The following is a 14,085-nucleotide window of genomic DNA, read 5'->3' as shown; positions in this document are numbered from 1 at the left end:
GTGCTCGATACGACGCCCCTGATCCAGGTCGTGGACCGATTCGCCGACCGGCTGCGCTCCGCCCCGCAGAGCCGCCTCCAGCGCGGCGCCGCCGCCGAAGGGCTGGCCGCCGCGCGCGAACTCGCCGTACGGGCCCAGCGCTTCGAGAGCCCCGGGGCCGAGCCGCGGGTGCTGCCGGACGCCGGGGTGTTCGCCGTGGGCGACCAGGTGGCCGTTGCCGGGCGGGATCTGGCCGTGGCACTGGTGACGGCCCCGCCCGGTGAGCTGGACGAGGCCGTGCGATACGTCGAGGAAGCGGCGGCGCGGGCTTTCGCGTAGTCGCAGGAGGCGACGGGTCAGAACGAGGCGATGACGCGGTCGGCCAGGATGTAGACGTTGTCCTCGCCGCAGGAGAAGGTCAGCGCGTAGGCGCCGGAGACGCCCGAGCCGCCCAGCAGCACCGGCTGCCGGCCCGCCCGCAGCGCGTCCGCGAGCCGCTCGGCCGTCTCACGGTGGCCCGGGGTCATACAGAGCGTGGTGCCGTCGGCGAACACGTACACATCCAGCGTGCCCAGCGGTCCCGGCCGCACATCGGTGAGCTCGGTGGCCAGGTCGGCCAGCTCCTCCAGACGGCTCACGGTGCGCTCGTGGTCGGTGACCACCGGCGTCTGTACGGGGACGAAGTCCGGGTGCGAGGGATGGCGGCGGCGGGCCGCGGCCAGCTCGGGCGAGTCCTCGGGGTGGTCCGCGATCTCCGGCAGGTCGGTGAACTCACCGGCGAACTCGCCCGCGAACTCACCGGCCTCGTGCTCCGCCAGCGTCCGCTCGCTCAGCTCCGCCAGCTCCTCCATCGCCTCGGCCGATGCGAGGTCCAGCGACTCCAGACCGGCGAAGTCGGCCTGGCGCGGCAGATAGAAGGGGGCGTCCTCACCCAGCACCGGCATCCCGCCCAGCAGAGACGGGGCGTCCGCCGCGTCACGGGCCTCCTGCGCGGCCCAGAAGGCCCGCGCCTCGGCCAGCTCGCGCTCACGCTCCTCGGCCAGCGCCTCGGCCACGGCCGCGCGTATCTCCTCGGCGGGCGTGGCGGTACTACGGCTCTGCGGTGGCACCGACACACCGGGAGCGCGGCCTTCGGCCAGCTCCGTGCGCAGGCCGACGACCTGCTTGCGCAGCCCGTGAGCGGCATGCAGCGCGGCGGCGCCGACGGCCGTGGCAGCGGCGGTGGTCAGCAACAGGGCAAATGACATGGCGCTCACTGACAACTCCCGGTTTCAATCGATACCCCCGACTTCCTACATCAGCTTGGCCTGTACCCGTACCGGCTGTCAGTGCATTACGTCACGAAATGGACAGGTCTTTCGGTCCTAGGTTTACCCCCATATCTGCTGTGACCTGCGAAAACGACTCTCCCCCGGGATGCAGATCACATCCTGGGGGAGATTCGGTCACGGTCGGGGCTCGGCCGGATTCGGGTACCCCTTGGTGAGGGAAGCCCTGCGGCGCGTAAGGAAAGCTCTGACAGGGCTCAGCTCAGCCGCTCGTGCTGGTGGTCGCGCTGGGCTTCGCCTGCGCTGCGGGCAGGTGCCGCACTCGTTCCTCGCGCGACCCCTACCCTCCGCTGCGGCTCAGCTCAGCCGCTCGTGCTGGTGGTCGCGCTGGGCTTCGCCTGCGCTGCGGGCAGGTGCCGCACTCGTCCCTCGCGCGACCCCTACCCTCCGCTGCGGCTCAGCTCAGCCGCTCGATCACCATCGCCATGCCCTGGCCGCCGCCCACGCACATCGTCTCCAGGCCCCACTGCTTGTCGTGGAACTGGAGGCTGTTGATCAGCGTGCCGGTGATGCGGGCGCCGGTCATGCCGAAGGGGTGGCCGACCGCGATCGCGCCGCCGTTGACGTTGACCTTCTCCAGCGGCAGGCCGAGGTCCCGGTAGGAGGGGATGACCTGGGCGGCGAAGGCCTCGTTCAGCTCGGCGAGGTCGATGTCGTCGATGGTCAGGCCGGCCCGCTTCAGCGCCTGCTTGCTGGCCTCGACCGGGCCGTAACCCATGATCTCGGGCGAGAGGCCGGAGACGCCGGTGGAGACGATCCGGGCCAGCGGGGTCAGACCCAGCTCGCGCGCCTTGGTGTCGGACATGATCACCAGGGCGGCGGCGCCGTCGTTGAGCGGGCAGCAGTTGCCCGCGGTGACCAGGCCGTCGGGGCGGAAGACCGGCTTCAGGCCCTGCACGCCCTCCAGCGTGACGCCGGCGCGCGGGCCGTCGTCCTTGGAGACGACCGTGCCGTCGGGCGTGGTGACCGGCGTGATCTCCCGCTCCCAGAAGCCGTTCTTCAGGGCTTCCTCGGCGAGGTTCTGCGACCGTACGCCGAACTCGTCCATCTCCTGGCGGGTGACGCCCTTGGACCGGGCCAGGTTCTCCGCCGTCTGCCCCATCGAGATGTACGCGTCCGGGACGATGCCCTCCTCGCGCGGGTCGTGCCAGCCCGCACCGGACTCCTCGGCGCGCGCGGCGGTGCGGGCCTCGGCCTCGGCGAAGAGCGGGTTGTGCGTGTCCGGCAGGCTGTCGGAGTTGCCCTTGGTGAAGCGGGACACCATCTCGACGCCCGCCGAGATGAAGACGTCGCCCTCGCCCGCCTTGATCGCGTGCAGCGCCATCCGGCTGGTCTGCAGCGAGGAGGAGCAGTAGCGGGTGACCGTACAGCCGGGAAGGTGGTCCATCCCCATCTGTACGGCGATGATGCGGCCCAGGTTGTTGCCCTGCTCGCCGCCGGGCAGACCGCAGCCCAGCATCAGGTCGTCGATGTCCTTCGGGTCCAGCTCGGGAACCTTGGCCAGCGCGGTCTGGATGATCGTGGCGGTCAGGTCGTCCGCGCGCAGGTCCTTGAGGGACCCCTTGAAGGCGCGGCCGATCGGCGAACGGGCGGCAGAGACGATCACGGCTTCGGGCATCACGCGGCTCCATGAGGGCTGGAAAGCTGGGTGGACAGGCGGAACTCCTCTGGAAGCTACCCGGGCGTATGGCTCGGGTCACCCGGCAGGCCGTGTGATGAGGGACTCTTTTCTAAGCGCTTGCTCAGCCCCATGGCCTGCCGGGTCCTCCCGGCCCGGAGAGGCCTACGTGTGTCCGTGCGCCGCGTCCGGGTGCGGATGCGGCGCCGCCGGTTCCGTATCCGTGGAGGCGGGCAGGCGCCGCCTCCTGCGGTGCTTGAGGAGCGCCCAGGGAGCGCGTGCTCCCGTGACCTCCGTACCGGCCTCGCGGGCCGCCTGGGAGGCCGCCTTGGCCACCGGCAGGATGTCCTCGCGGCGCGAGCTGTCCAGCCGGTCCGACTCCGGCCACAGGCCCAGCACCGCGCAGAGCGTCGGCAGCACCGCCATCGCCGCCGTCGCATATCCCTCGGCGGACGGGTGGTAGTTGTCCGGGCCGAACAGCTCGCGCGGGTTCGCCGCGAACTCCGGGCCCAGCAGGTCGCCGAGCGACACCGTCCGCCCGCCCTGCTCCACCGAACCGATCGTCTGCGCCGCCGCCAGCTGCCTGCTCACCCGCCGGGCCAGCCACCGCAGCGGCTGGTACACCGGCTCGATCGTGCCCAGGTCCGGGCAGGTCCCCACGACCACCTCCGCTCCCGCCGTCCGCAGCCTGCGCACCGCCGTCGTCAGACAGCGCACCGACTGGGTCGCGGGCATCCGGTGGGTGACGTCGTTCGCGCCGATCATGATCACGCAGACGTCCGGCGTACGGGCCGGATCCGCGAGCAGCAATGAGACCTGCCGCTCCAGATCGTCCGACCTGGCTCCCGGCAGCGCCACGTTCCGCAGGTCCACCGGCCGCTCCGCTACCGCCGCGAGACCCGAGGCGAGCAGCGCCCCCGGAGTCTGCCCGGCCCGCCGCACCCCCTGGCCTGCCGCCGTCGAGTCCCCGAGCATCCCGAGCCGCAACGGATCGTTCGGGCCGGCGAACGCCACCCCGTACCGCCCGTCCGCGCTCGGCGGAACCGGCGCCGTACCGCCGCCCACCTGCCTCTTCGCGAGCTGGACCTCCGCCAGGAACACGCCGACGGCCGCCGCACCGATCAGTCCGATGCTGCCACCGCCGTAAGCCGCGCCCGCCGCGATCCGCCGTGCCACCCTTGCTCTCGACACAGTCCGGTCCACCTCCTTCTCGCCGTACCGCCCTACATGTACCTTCCTGCCCCGTGAAGTGCGCCGCCCAATCGCACCCCGCGTTTCCGGGCCCGTACGCTCCGTGTCCGACCCCGTTTTCCGGCCTCCCGATCCCGGGCGGAGCCCGTACGTACGCATCGTCCGGCTCGTACGCATACTCTGGGCCGGACCATCTCGGAGATCCCGGAGTACACGGTGCAATTCCACGATTCGCTGATCACTCTTGTCGGCAACACCCCGCTGGTGAGGCTGCGCAACGTCACGGCAGGTATCCAGGCGACCGTCCTGGCCAAGGTCGAGTACTTCAACCCCGGCGGGTCGGTGAAGGACCGGATCGCCCTGCGCATGATCGAGGCGGCCGAGCAGAGCGGCGAGCTCGAGCCCGGCGGCACGATCGTCGAGCCGACCAGCGGCAACACGGGCGTCGGCCTCGCGATCGTCGCCCAGCAGAAGGGCTACAAGTGCATCTTCGTCTGCCCGGACAAGGTGTCCACGGACAAGATCAACGTGCTGCGCGCGTACGGCGCGGAGGTCGTCGTCTGCCCGACGGCCGTTGACCCCGAGCACCCGGACTCGTACTACAACGTCTCCGACCGGCTGGTCACCGAGACGCCCGGGGCCTGGAAGCCGGACCAGTACTCCAACCCGAACAACCCGCGCTCGCACTACGAGACCACCGGTCCCGAGCTGTGGGAGCAGACGGAGGGGAAGATCACCCACTTCGTCGCGGGCGTCGGCACCGGCGGCACGATCAGCGGCACCGGGCGCTACCTCAAGGAGATCAGCAACGGCGCCGTCCAGGTCATCGGCGCCGACCCGGAGGGCTCGGTCTACTCCGGCGGCTCCGGCCGGCCGTATCTGGTCGAGGGCGTCGGCGAGGACTTCTGGCCCTCCGCCTACGACGCGAGCGTCACCGACGAGATCGTCGCGGTCTCCGACAAGGACACCTTCCAGATGACCCGCCGCCTCGCCAAGGAGGAGGGCCTGCTCGTCGGCGGCTCCTGCGGCATGGCGGTCGTCGGAGCCCTGGAGGTCGCCAAGCGGCTCGGCCCGGACGACGTGGTCGTGGTGCTGCTGCCCGACAGCGGCCGCGGCTACCTGAGCAAGATCTTCAACGACGAGTGGATGGCCGACTACGGCTTCCTGGAGGACACCAGCGCCTCTCCGCAGGTCAGCGCTGTCCTGAACTTCAAGGAGGGCCCGCTGCCCTCCCTCGTCCATATGCACCCGGAGGAGACGGTCGGCCAGGCGATCGACGTCCTGCGCGAGTACGGCGTCTCCCAGATGCCGATCGTGAAGCCGGGCGCCGGACACCCCGACGTGATGGCCGCCGAGGTCATCGGCTCGGTCGTGGAGCGGCAGCTGCTGGACGCGCTGTTCACCCAGCGCGCCTCGCTCACCGACCCGCTGGAGAAGCACATGTCGGCCCCGCTGCCGCAGGTCGGCTCCGGCGAGCCGGTCGAGGACCTGATGGCCGTGCTCAGTGGTGCCGATGGTGCGGACGCGGCGATCGTGCTGGTCGAAGGCAAGCCGAAGGGCGTCGTGAGCAGGCAGGACGTGCTCGCGTTCCTCGCGAAGGACGCCGGATCCGCGAAGGCGTGACCGGAGGGGACCGGGGCTCCGCGAAGGCCTGACCGGGCCGGGACCCGGGCTTCGCGAAAACGGTACGAGCGCGTCACGTCCACGCAGCACCCGCTTAACACGGCTCCGGCACATTGGTGGGTGTCGGCAGGGAAACCCGCCGGCACCCAGAACGGCGACACCGGACTACGGAGCGGCTCCCGGACCTCCACCGTCGCCCGGACGCGGGCATCCGGCCCTGACCCGGACCGCGTCCTTCGCGGGGACCGCCGTCGTCCCGCCCCCCGGGCCACCGGGGGTGCGGCGGCCCCCGCGACATACTTACGAGGTGTCCTGCCGGTCAGGCCGGGCTCGCGGGCCCCTGGCTCCGCACCTCGCGGCGTTCTCGTCGACACGCGGCCGGACCCTCTGCGGGCCCGGCCGCGCGGTCGTTCCCGGCCGCCGGAAGCGGCTCTCAGCCGCCCTCCCACTCCGAGACCGAGGCCGCGCGCCGCTCCCGCGCCCGCGCCCGCTGCCGGAACAGGCCTCCACTGCGCGCCGCGTGGACCGCGTTCACCCCGACGATCCCCATCCATGCCACCACCAGCCCCTCGATGCCCGCGTTGGCGACCCCGATCGCCGAGAGCGGGACGGCCAGCACGAGCGAGACGGCCCCGAACCCGAACCGCTCCGCGAAGCCGGGCGATATCCCGGCGGCGGACGGCGTTCGTAGGGACCGAGGGTCCCGGGCGGCCGTCACCTGCTGCTCGGCCAGGTGGCGCCGGACGCGGCGGTCCAAAGTGGTGTCGAGGCGCTGCTCGACCTTCTCCAGGAACGAATCGATGAGCGCGGACTCGTACTCCGGTCCTAGCTCGCCGCGTGCCTGGAGGGTGGCGGCGAGCTCCCTCTTGAGCTCGTGGTCCCGTGCTTCCATACCCGTTACGTTACGAGCGGCGGCGGGCCGGAACACGGGTGCTAACCCCCGTATTTCCCGGCCGGGAGGCCCTCCGTCCCACCGCTGCATATGGACATGCAGGAGCCTTCCTGGCTGAATGGATCTGTCGGCGCCGGAGCATGTGCCGACCCGGGGCACGATGGATCCAGCAAGGGGACAGCATGAGTGGGAGCAGCCCCGCCGCGCGGTTGCAGCAGCTCTTCGAGGGCCACCGGCTCACGCCCACCCAGCGGCGCATCGCGCACTGCATGGTCCGCCGGGCGGCCGACGCGCCGTTCCTCTCCAGCGTCGAGCTGGCCGAGCTCGCCGGCGTCAGCCAGCCCTCCGTCACCCGCTTCGCCGTCGCCCTCGGCTTCGACGGCTATCCGGCGCTCCGCCGCCACTTGCGCGAGGTCGCGCCCGCCGACGCGGAGCAGGAGGAGGCCGGGGAGACGTACAACGAGTACCAGCAGGCCGTCCGCGCCGAGATCGAGAACCTCCAGCACCTCTCCGACCTGCTGGCCGACCCCGGACCCGTGGAGCGGGCGGGCCGGCTGCTGGCCGGGTCGCGGCCGCTGCCCGTGCTCGGCCTGCGCGCGGCCTCCTCGCAGGCGCGTGGCTTCGGCTACTTCGCCGCCAAGGTCCACCCCGACGTCCGGGTGCTCGACGAGGGCGGCTCCATGCTCCTGGACCGGATCGACTCCGCACGCCGGGCCGGCGCCACCGCCCTGATGTGCTTCGCGCTGCCGCGCCACCCCAAGGAGTGCGTGGAGGCGCTGGCGTACGCCGGAGCGCAGGGCCTCACCGTGGTGACCGTCGCCGACTCCGCCTTCGCGCCCGTCGCCCAGCACAGCGACCTCCTGCTTCCGGCGGCCATCGGCTCCGGCCTCTCCTTCGACACCGTCTGCGCGCCGATGCTGCTGGGGCGGGTGCTGCTGGAGGCGATGTGCGACGAACTGCCCGACGCCCAGGCGCGGCTGGAGGAGTTCGACGTACGGGCTGCGGCGCGGGGCCTGTTCGTGGAGTGAGGCCGGCCGGCCCGATGTCGCGGATTCTCACGCACCCCTCATCTGCGGCCGCTAATCTCCGCGCGCAGAACGACCGGCGGGGACCGGCGGACGCACGGCGAGCGAGAGGGGTACGGACGTGGGGCGCGGAGGACAGTCGCTGGCGGGAGTGGCCGTGATCGTACGGGCCGGAGCGGCACCGCTGTGGTGGGCCGGGCTGGTTGCCGCCGTCGCGGGAGCGTTCGTACCGGGGCTGACCGGGCGTCGGATCGGGCTGCTGGCGGGAGCGGCGCTCTTCATCGTCATCGCGGCCGCCGTGCTCCTGGCGCGCGGCGGGCGGTACGCGGAACTGGCGCGGAGCGCCTCGCGGGCCGGGCGCGGGGACTTCCTCCAGGACCGGGCCGTGACCGTACGGGTGTGGCGGCGCGGGCACCGGTGGTGGCTGCTGGCGGCGTTCGTGGTGGCGGTGGCGTCCTCGTTCGCGCTGCCGGGCGCCGGCGGGCTGGTCCTCGCGGGCGCCGGGGCCGGTCTCTGGGCGAAAGCCGTACGCATCGGTCAGCGGGAGCGGCGGGACGACGTCCTGTACTGGGTGCGCACGGACTGGGCCGGGCACGGCAGCCCGGTCGCGGAGCGGGTGCGGGGCCACCGGACGACGGGGCCGGAGGCGGGCGACGCCGCGCCGGGCGGGGCGCGGCGTCGCCGCCGGTGAGGGATTCCGGAGGAGCCGGAGGTGGGTTTCCGGAGGTGAGGGCTCCCGGGAGAGCCGGAGGTAAGGGTTTCCGAAGGAGCTGGAACCGGAGGGGCTCAGACCTCCAGTTCGGCTTCGATCCTCTTCAGCTGGTGGCGGGCCATCGCCAGGTTGGCGCGGCTCGCGTCCAGCACCAGGTAGAGGAAGAGGCCGTTGCTGCCACGGGTCTTGAGCAGCCGAATCAGGTGGTACTGGGTGCCCAGCGTGATGAGGATGTCCTCGATCTCCTCCTTGATGCCCAGGTGCTCCATGGTGCGGAGCTTGGCGCGGATCACGTCGGTGTTGCCCGCGGCCGCGACCTCCAGGTTGAAGTCCTTGCCGCCGCCGAGCGTGCCCAGGGCCATTCCGCTCGTGTAGTCGACGAGGGCGACACCAGTGGCGCCCTCGATCGAGCTCATCGCTTCCTTCAGTGACGCTTCGGTGTTCGCCATGGAGGCTCGTTTCCTTTCCGTGGCCGGTCGCGGTGACCGGGTCCGTTTTCGCGTGAGTGGCAGGGGTGAGGTGTGTGGTTGTGGTGCGTGTGGGGGTGCAAGGAGGAGCGGTTACGTGGGGCGTTGCGGGAGCGTGCGGTTGGGGAGGCCGCGCGCCGGAGCGGTGCGGGGCATGGGGGGCGTGCGCTCGGCGCGTTCCAGGGCGGTGTCGACGAGTTCGCCGATCCGGGCGCCCGCGCGGCGGCCCTCCAGATGGAGTCGGCCGACGTTGATGCGGTCCTCGGCCAGCAGGGTCAGGACGGCGGAGGAGCCTGCGGCGTACGTGGCGATGTAGCCGCTCTCGCCGCGGACCAGGAGCTCCCGGAAGCCGCCGCGGCCGGTGGCCTCCGTCATCCGGATCGAGACGCCGAGCGCGGCGGCGGTGAGCGCGGCGACGCCCTCGGCCTCGATGCCCGGCGTGTCGTGGGCCAGGACCAGGCCGTCGGTGGAGGCGGCCAGCGCCCCGGAGAGCAGGGGGACCCGGGCCCGTAACCGCTGGAGCTCGTCGAGGACACCGCGCGTCTCGGCCTCGGCAACCATCAGCTGTCTCCTCCCGGCACGCTGTCTGAGCGCGCGTATCACAGGGCCTCCAATGCGTCTCGGAGCCGGCGCAGCAGGGCGATGTCGGGGTCGGCGGTCACCTCGGGGAGCGTGATCCGGCCCGGTGTCGACGCGGCGGCGGGCAGCGGCTGCGCGCGGACCGCCTCCACCAGGCCGGCCGCGGCGAGCCGCCGCAGGTCGACCAGGATGTGGAACGCCGAACGGCCCAGCGCCTGCGCGATGCCGGAGGCCGTACGCACACCGTCGGCCAGCTCCAGCACCGCGCGCTGCCGGGCGGGTACGGGGCTGTCGCCCGGATGCGCCGACGACCGGATGACGGGCGCGCTGTCGCTGGCGGCGTCGGGCCAGATCCGGTCCAGCAGCTCCCGTCTGCGCAGCGTCTCGCGCTGGACGGCGGCCACCGGGACCGGCCGCACCGGCCCGATCCAGTGGGACACCCCGTAACGGAAGCGGGCGGGTGTGCCGGTCGGGGCGAGGGCGAAGAACGCGGCGTCGTACAGTGCGCCGAGGTGGCACAACTCCAGCGCGCCGCCCGGCACATGGCCGCTGTCCACGAGATACCGCCCGACCCGCTGCCCGGCCCCGGCCTGCGCCACCGCGTCCCACCAGCCCTCGTGCCGCAGGGTGCCGCCGGTGGTGAGGAGGACGTCGATGCCGGGGGTGGCGGGGCTCTCGGCGTGCACCACCTGGCCGTCGGCGAGGTAGAGCGTGCCGCGGTCGCGCATCAGGGCTCCGGTGGCCCGCTCGGCGGCGAGGCGCTGGAGCATCGGTGAGAGGACCGGGAGCCGGTCGGTCTCCGGGGCGCCGGGGTCGGCGGCTATCGCGCTCATGCCAGCACCAGCCGCTCGGCCAGCTCTCCCAGCCGTAACCGGGCCATCGCGAGGTTGCCGTCGGAGCGGCTCAGCCAGAGATGGAGGAAGACGCTGCTGTCGAAAGCCGTCTCGACGAAGCGGAGCATGTGGTAACCGTCTTGTGTGGTGACGATGACGTCCTCGACGGCGATGCTCGGCGCTTTCCCGGAGCCTTCGGTTCCGCCTCCTGCCGCCAGGTGCGCGAAGGCGGGCTGTTCGGCGGTCATCCGGGCGACCTCCGCGGTCTCGGCCGCTGTCGCCTCGTGGTCGCCGTTGGGGGACTCGCCGATGGTGCCGAGCGCGAGGCCGCTCGTCCAGTCGACCACCGAGGCGCCACGGGCGCCGGGCAGCCTCATGACTTCGAGCAGGCACTCGTCGATTCCGGGCACGCGGATTCCCCTCCCGACGCGGCGTACGGCTGTGACCCCGAGGCTACGCAACGTGCTCACGGCTGGTGGAGGTTCTGGCATTTTCCTTTGGTACATGCGCTCCGGGGTGTAAAGGAGCGGCTGAAATGTGGTGGCCGGGAACTGGGGTGACGTTCCGTCAGCCCGCTGTCGTGCCGGACTTTGCGCGGGCCGTCATCACCGCCTTGTTCACCGCCCAGAGGCCGATCCCGATCAGCAGCAGGATCCCGGCCCGTACGTAGACGTCGGAGCCCCGGTCGGCGAGCGGGCCGGCCAGGACCAGCGAGGTGATCGCGCCGAGGACCGGCAGAGCGGTCGGCGTACGGAAGTGGCGGTGCTTGACCCGGTCCTTGCGCAGTACCAGCACGGCGATGTTGACCACGCCGAAGACGCACAGCAGCAGGAACGAGGTGGTGTCGCCGAGCCCCTCGATCTCGCCGGTGGAGACCAGGCCGATCGCCAGGACGGAGACGAAGACGATGCCGACCCAGGGCGTGCGCCGGCCCGCCAGCACCTTGCCCATGCCGGGCGGCAGGATGCGTTCGTTGGCCATGCCGTAGCAGAGCCGCGAGGCCATCATGAGGTTGATCAGCGCCGAGTTGGTGACCGCGAAGAGAGCGATCAGCGCGAAGAGTTTCGGCGGAAAATCGACGCCGCCCGCCTTCACCACCTCCAGCAGCGGACCGCTGGAGTCGGCCAGCGTGCGGGAGTCGACCAGGAGCGAGGAGACCAGCGCGACCAGGACGTAGATGGTGCCGGTGACGGCCACGCCGATGAAGATGGCGCGCGGGAAGTTGCGGGCGGGGTCCTTGGTCTCCTCGGCCATGTTCACCGAGTCCTCGAAGCCCACGAAGGCGAAGAAGCCGAGCGCCGTGGCGCCGAGCACGCCGGTGATCAGCGCGTATCCGGTGCCTCCGGCCTCGATCTGGGTCAGCCGGGAAGGCTCACCGTCGCCGTTCAGCACGGCGTACGCGCCGATCGCCAGGATCACCGCGAAGCCGCTGACCTCCACCAGCGTCAGCACGACGTTCGCCTTCACGGACTCGGAGACCCCGCGCAGGTTGATCGCGGCCAGAGCGAGGATGAAGAGGATCGCGATCAGCGTCGGCGGTACCGCGTCGGTGAATTCACCCAGGTAGTCGCCGCTGAACGCCCGGGCCGCCGCGCTCGCCGAGGAGAGCCCGGAGCACATGACCAGGAAGGCGACGACGAAGGTGAGGAACGGGACCTTGAACGCCTTCTGGGTGTAGAGCGCGGCTCCGGCCGCCTTCGGATACTTGCCGACGAGCTCCACGTACGAGGCCGCCGTCAGCAGCGCCACGACGAACCCGATCGCGAACGGCAGCCAGAGCGCGCCGCCGACCTTGCCCGCCACGTCGCCGGTGGTGGCGTAGATGCCGGTGCCGAGGATGTCGCCGATGACGAAGAGGATCAGCAGTTTGGGGCCGAGCGCCCGCTTGAGCGGCGGTGACGCGTCGGGGGCCGGGGGTGTGCCGGGCGCGGCTGGTGTGCCGGGCGTGCTCATCGGTGCCTCCGGTGCCCTCGGGTCGGGGATGGAACACCTCTTCCCGGACGCGGCGCGAACCGCACCTGTTGACTACGACTATTCAGCACCTCAGGATGTGAATAGATATTCACCGTCGCGAGGAGGCACCGCCATGTCAGGACCCCGCCCCGTACGAGCGCCGCGCGGCAGCGCCCTCAGCACCCTGGGATGGCAGCAGGAAGCCGCCCTGCGCATGCTCCAGAACAACCTGGACCCCGAGGTCGCCGAACACCCCGACAAGCTCGTCGTCTACGGCGGCACGGGTAAGGCGGCCCGCGACTGGCGCTCGTTCGACGCGATGGTCCGGACGCTGCGGACGCTCAAGCAGGACGAGACGATGCTCGTCCAGTCCGGGCGGCCGGTCGGCGTCATGCAGACCCATGAGTGGGCGCCGCGCGTGCTGATCGCCAACTCCAACCTGGTCGGCGACTGGGCCAACTGGGAGGAGTTCCGCCGGCTGGAGGCGCTCGGCCTGACCATGTACGGCCAGATGACCGCAGGGTCCTGGATCTACATCGGCACCCAGGGCATCCTCCAGGGCACCTATGAGACCTTCGCCGCCGTCGCCGCGAAGAAGTTCGGCTCCACGCTGGCCGGGACGATCACGCTGACCGCCGGACTCGGCGGCATGGGCGGAGCCCAGCCGCTCGCCGTCACCATGAACGACGGCGTCGCCATCTGCATCGACGTCGACCCGCGCGCCATCGACCGCCGCATCGAGCACCGCTACCTGGACGTCAAGGCCGACAGCCTGGAGCACGCCCTCCAGCTCGCCGTCGAGGCCCGCGACGCCCGCCGCCCGCTCTCCATCGGCCTCCTCGGCAACGCGGCCGAGCTGCTGCCCCGGATGCTCGCCGAAGGCGCGCCGATCGACATCGTCACCGACCAGACCAGCGCCCACGACCCGCTGGCCTACCTCCCGCTCGGCGTCGACTTCGACGACATGGCCACGCTCGCCGCCGAGAAGCCCGCCGACTTCACCCAGCGCGCCCGCGAGTCGATGGCCCGCCACGTCGAGGCCATGGTCGGCTTCATGGACGCCGGGGCCGAGGTCTTCGACTACGGCAACTCCATCCGCGGCGAGGCCCAGCTCGCCGGCTACGACCGCGCCTTCGACTTCCCCGGCTTCGTCCCCGCCTACATCCGTCCTCTCTTCTGCGAGGGCAAGGGCCCCTTCCGCTGGGCCGCGCTCTCCGGCGAGGCCTCCGACATCCACAAGACCGACAAGGCGATGCTGGAGCTCTTCCCGGAGAACGAGTCCCTGCACCGCTGGATCAAGATGGCCGGCGAACGCGTCCACTTCCAGGGCCTGCCCGCCCGCATCTGCTGGCTCGGCTACGGCGAGCGCGACAAGGCCGGCGAGCGCTTCAACGACATGGTCGCCAGCGGCGAACTGGCCGCGCCGCTGGCCATCGGCCGCGACCACCTCGACTGCGGCTCGGTCGCCTCCCCGTACCGCGAGACCGAGGCCATGCTCGACGGCTCCGACGCCATCGCCGACTGGCCGCTCCTGAACGCCATGGTCAACGTCGCCTCCGGCGCCTCCTGGGTCTCCCTCCACCACGGCGGCGGTGTCGGCATGGGCCGCTCCATCCACGCGGGCCAGGTCACCGTCGCCGACGGCACCAAGCTCGCGGGCGAGAAGATCCGCCGCGTCCTGACGAACGACCCCGGCATGGGCGTCATCCGCCATGTCGACGCGGGCTACGACATCGCGGAGTCGGTCGCCGAGGACAAGGGTGTCCGCGTCCCGATGACGGAGGACAACTGATGCCGTCCGGCACGACGGAGGACCGGGGTACGTCAAGCGGTGCGGCGGCGGGCTCGCCCCAGGGTGCCGCCGCATCCTCCGGAGGTCCCGCGT

General features: G+C 71.7%; 14 protein-coding genes. 5 read left to right on the top strand and 9 right to left on the bottom strand.

Features of this window, described 5'->3' with window-relative positions:
- Entirely contained in the window at positions 1–318 is a 318-nt protein-coding gene (locus ABZ267_RS17285; RefSeq protein WP_356746369.1) for a hypothetical protein, read from the top strand.
- Positions 319–335: 17 nt separating this feature from the next.
- On the opposite strand, the gene ABZ267_RS17280 is transcribed toward ABZ267_RS17285, so the two are convergent.
- The 3 genes from ABZ267_RS17280 to ABZ267_RS17270 all read right to left on the bottom strand — a co-directional run bounded on the left by ABZ267_RS17280 (position 336) and on the right by ABZ267_RS17270 (position 4,101).
- Complete coding sequence (locus ABZ267_RS17280; protein ID WP_356746368.1) at positions 336–1,226, bottom strand: hypothetical protein; 891 nt, start codon at positions 1,224–1,226, stop codon at positions 336–338.
- Between the two features lie 478 nt (positions 1,227–1,704).
- Positions 1,705–2,925, bottom strand: coding sequence for an acetyl-CoA C-acetyltransferase (locus ABZ267_RS17275; protein ID WP_356746367.1), 1,221 nt, complete (start codon positions 2,923–2,925; stop codon positions 1,705–1,707).
- Positions 2,926–3,090: 165 nt separating this feature from the next.
- Complete coding sequence (locus ABZ267_RS17270) at positions 3,091–4,101, bottom strand: SGNH/GDSL hydrolase family protein (protein WP_356746727.1); 1,011 nt, start codon at positions 4,099–4,101, stop codon at positions 3,091–3,093.
- Positions 4,102–4,332: 231 nt separating this feature from the next.
- Between ABZ267_RS17270 and ABZ267_RS17265 the strand changes: the two genes are divergently transcribed.
- Positions 4,333–5,739 carry a cystathionine beta-synthase gene (locus tag ABZ267_RS17265; protein WP_356746366.1) on the top strand — a complete coding sequence of 469 codons (1,407 nt, stop codon included), beginning with the start codon at positions 4,333–4,335 and terminating at the stop codon, positions 5,737–5,739.
- Between the two features lie 433 nt (positions 5,740–6,172).
- On the opposite strand, the gene ABZ267_RS17260 is transcribed toward ABZ267_RS17265, so the two are convergent.
- The gene (locus ABZ267_RS17260) at positions 6,173–6,631 is read right to left on the bottom strand and encodes a hypothetical protein (RefSeq protein WP_356746365.1); all 459 of its coding nucleotides are present in this window, start codon (positions 6,629–6,631) and stop codon (positions 6,173–6,175) included.
- A 182-nt stretch (positions 6,632–6,813) separates the two neighbouring features.
- Between ABZ267_RS17260 and ABZ267_RS17255 the strand changes: the two genes are divergently transcribed.
- Positions 6,814–7,659, top strand: a complete 846-nt coding sequence (locus ABZ267_RS17255; RefSeq protein WP_356746364.1) for a MurR/RpiR family transcriptional regulator — start codon at positions 6,814–6,816, stop codon at positions 7,657–7,659.
- A 148-nt stretch (positions 7,660–7,807) separates the two neighbouring features.
- Positions 7,808–8,347: a hypothetical protein gene (locus ABZ267_RS17250; protein ID WP_356746726.1), complete on the top strand. Its 540-nt coding sequence runs from the start codon at positions 7,808–7,810 to the stop codon at positions 8,345–8,347.
- Positions 8,348–8,442: 95 nt separating this feature from the next.
- Here ABZ267_RS17250 and ABZ267_RS17245 read toward each other — a convergent pair whose 3' ends face one another.
- The 5 genes from ABZ267_RS17245 to ABZ267_RS17225 all read right to left on the bottom strand — a co-directional run bounded on the left by ABZ267_RS17245 (position 8,443) and on the right by ABZ267_RS17225 (position 12,200).
- Positions 8,443–8,817, bottom strand: coding sequence for a hypothetical protein (locus ABZ267_RS17245; protein ID WP_356746363.1), 375 nt, complete (start codon positions 8,815–8,817; stop codon positions 8,443–8,445).
- Between the two features lie 111 nt (positions 8,818–8,928).
- On the bottom strand, positions 8,929–9,396 hold the full coding sequence (locus ABZ267_RS17240) for a roadblock/LC7 domain-containing protein (RefSeq protein WP_356746362.1): 468 nt from the start codon (positions 9,394–9,396) through the stop codon (positions 8,929–8,931).
- 38 nt (positions 9,397–9,434) lie between these two features.
- Positions 9,435–10,247, bottom strand: coding sequence for a helix-turn-helix domain-containing protein (locus ABZ267_RS17235; RefSeq protein ID WP_356746361.1), 813 nt, complete (start codon positions 10,245–10,247; stop codon positions 9,435–9,437).
- A complete protein-coding gene (locus ABZ267_RS17230) occupies positions 10,244–10,657 on the bottom strand; it encodes a hypothetical protein (protein ID WP_356746360.1) in 414 nt (137 codons plus the stop codon). The genes ABZ267_RS17235 and ABZ267_RS17230 overlap by 4 nt, the downstream gene beginning before the upstream one ends.
- 157 nt (positions 10,658–10,814) lie before the next feature.
- On the bottom strand, positions 10,815–12,200 hold the full coding sequence (locus ABZ267_RS17225; RefSeq protein ID WP_356746359.1) for an APC family permease: 1,386 nt from the start codon (positions 12,198–12,200) through the stop codon (positions 10,815–10,817).
- 133 nt (positions 12,201–12,333) lie between these two features.
- On the opposite strand from ABZ267_RS17225, the gene hutU reads away from it, so the two are divergent.
- Complete coding sequence (gene hutU, locus ABZ267_RS17220; protein WP_356746358.1) at positions 12,334–13,992, top strand: urocanate hydratase; 1,659 nt, start codon at positions 12,334–12,336, stop codon at positions 13,990–13,992.
- Positions 13,993–14,085: the final 93 nt, after the last annotated feature.

It is taken from the genome of Streptomyces sp. NPDC006174, assembly GCF_040614075.1.
Classification (GTDB): domain Bacteria; phylum Actinomycetota; class Actinomycetes; order Streptomycetales; family Streptomycetaceae; genus Streptomyces.
This window is presented reverse-complemented; position numbering and strand designations above follow the sequence as displayed.

Bases quoted from the DNA above. Each gene is read 5' to 3' on its own strand.
- ABZ267_RS17245 (WP_356746363.1), bottom strand. From the start codon at position 8,817: ATGGCGAACACCGAAGCGTCACTGAAGGAAGCGATGAGCTCGATCGAG.
- ABZ267_RS17255 (WP_356746364.1), top strand. From the start codon at position 6,814: ATGAGTGGGAGCAGCCCCGCCGCGCGGTTGCAGCAGCTCTTCGAGGGC.
- ABZ267_RS17260 (WP_356746365.1), bottom strand. From the start codon at position 6,631: ATGGAAGCACGGGACCACGAGCTCAAGAGGGAGCTCGCCGCCACCCTC.
- ABZ267_RS17280 (WP_356746368.1), bottom strand. From the start codon at position 1,226: ATGTCATTTGCCCTGTTGCTGACCACCGCCGCTGCCACGGCCGTCGGC.
- ABZ267_RS17275 (WP_356746367.1), bottom strand. From the start codon at position 2,925: ATGCCCGAAGCCGTGATCGTCTCTGCCGCCCGTTCGCCGATCGGCCGC.
- ABZ267_RS17225 (WP_356746359.1), bottom strand. From the start codon at position 12,200: ATGAGCACGCCCGGCACACCAGCCGCGCCCGGCACACCCCCGGCCCCC.
- hutU (WP_356746358.1), top strand. From the start codon at position 12,334: ATGTCAGGACCCCGCCCCGTACGAGCGCCGCGCGGCAGCGCCCTCAGC.
- ABZ267_RS17240 (WP_356746362.1), bottom strand. From the start codon at position 9,396: ATGGTTGCCGAGGCCGAGACGCGCGGTGTCCTCGACGAGCTCCAGCGG.
- ABZ267_RS17235 (WP_356746361.1), bottom strand. From the start codon at position 10,247: ATGAGCGCGATAGCCGCCGACCCCGGCGCCCCGGAGACCGACCGGCTC.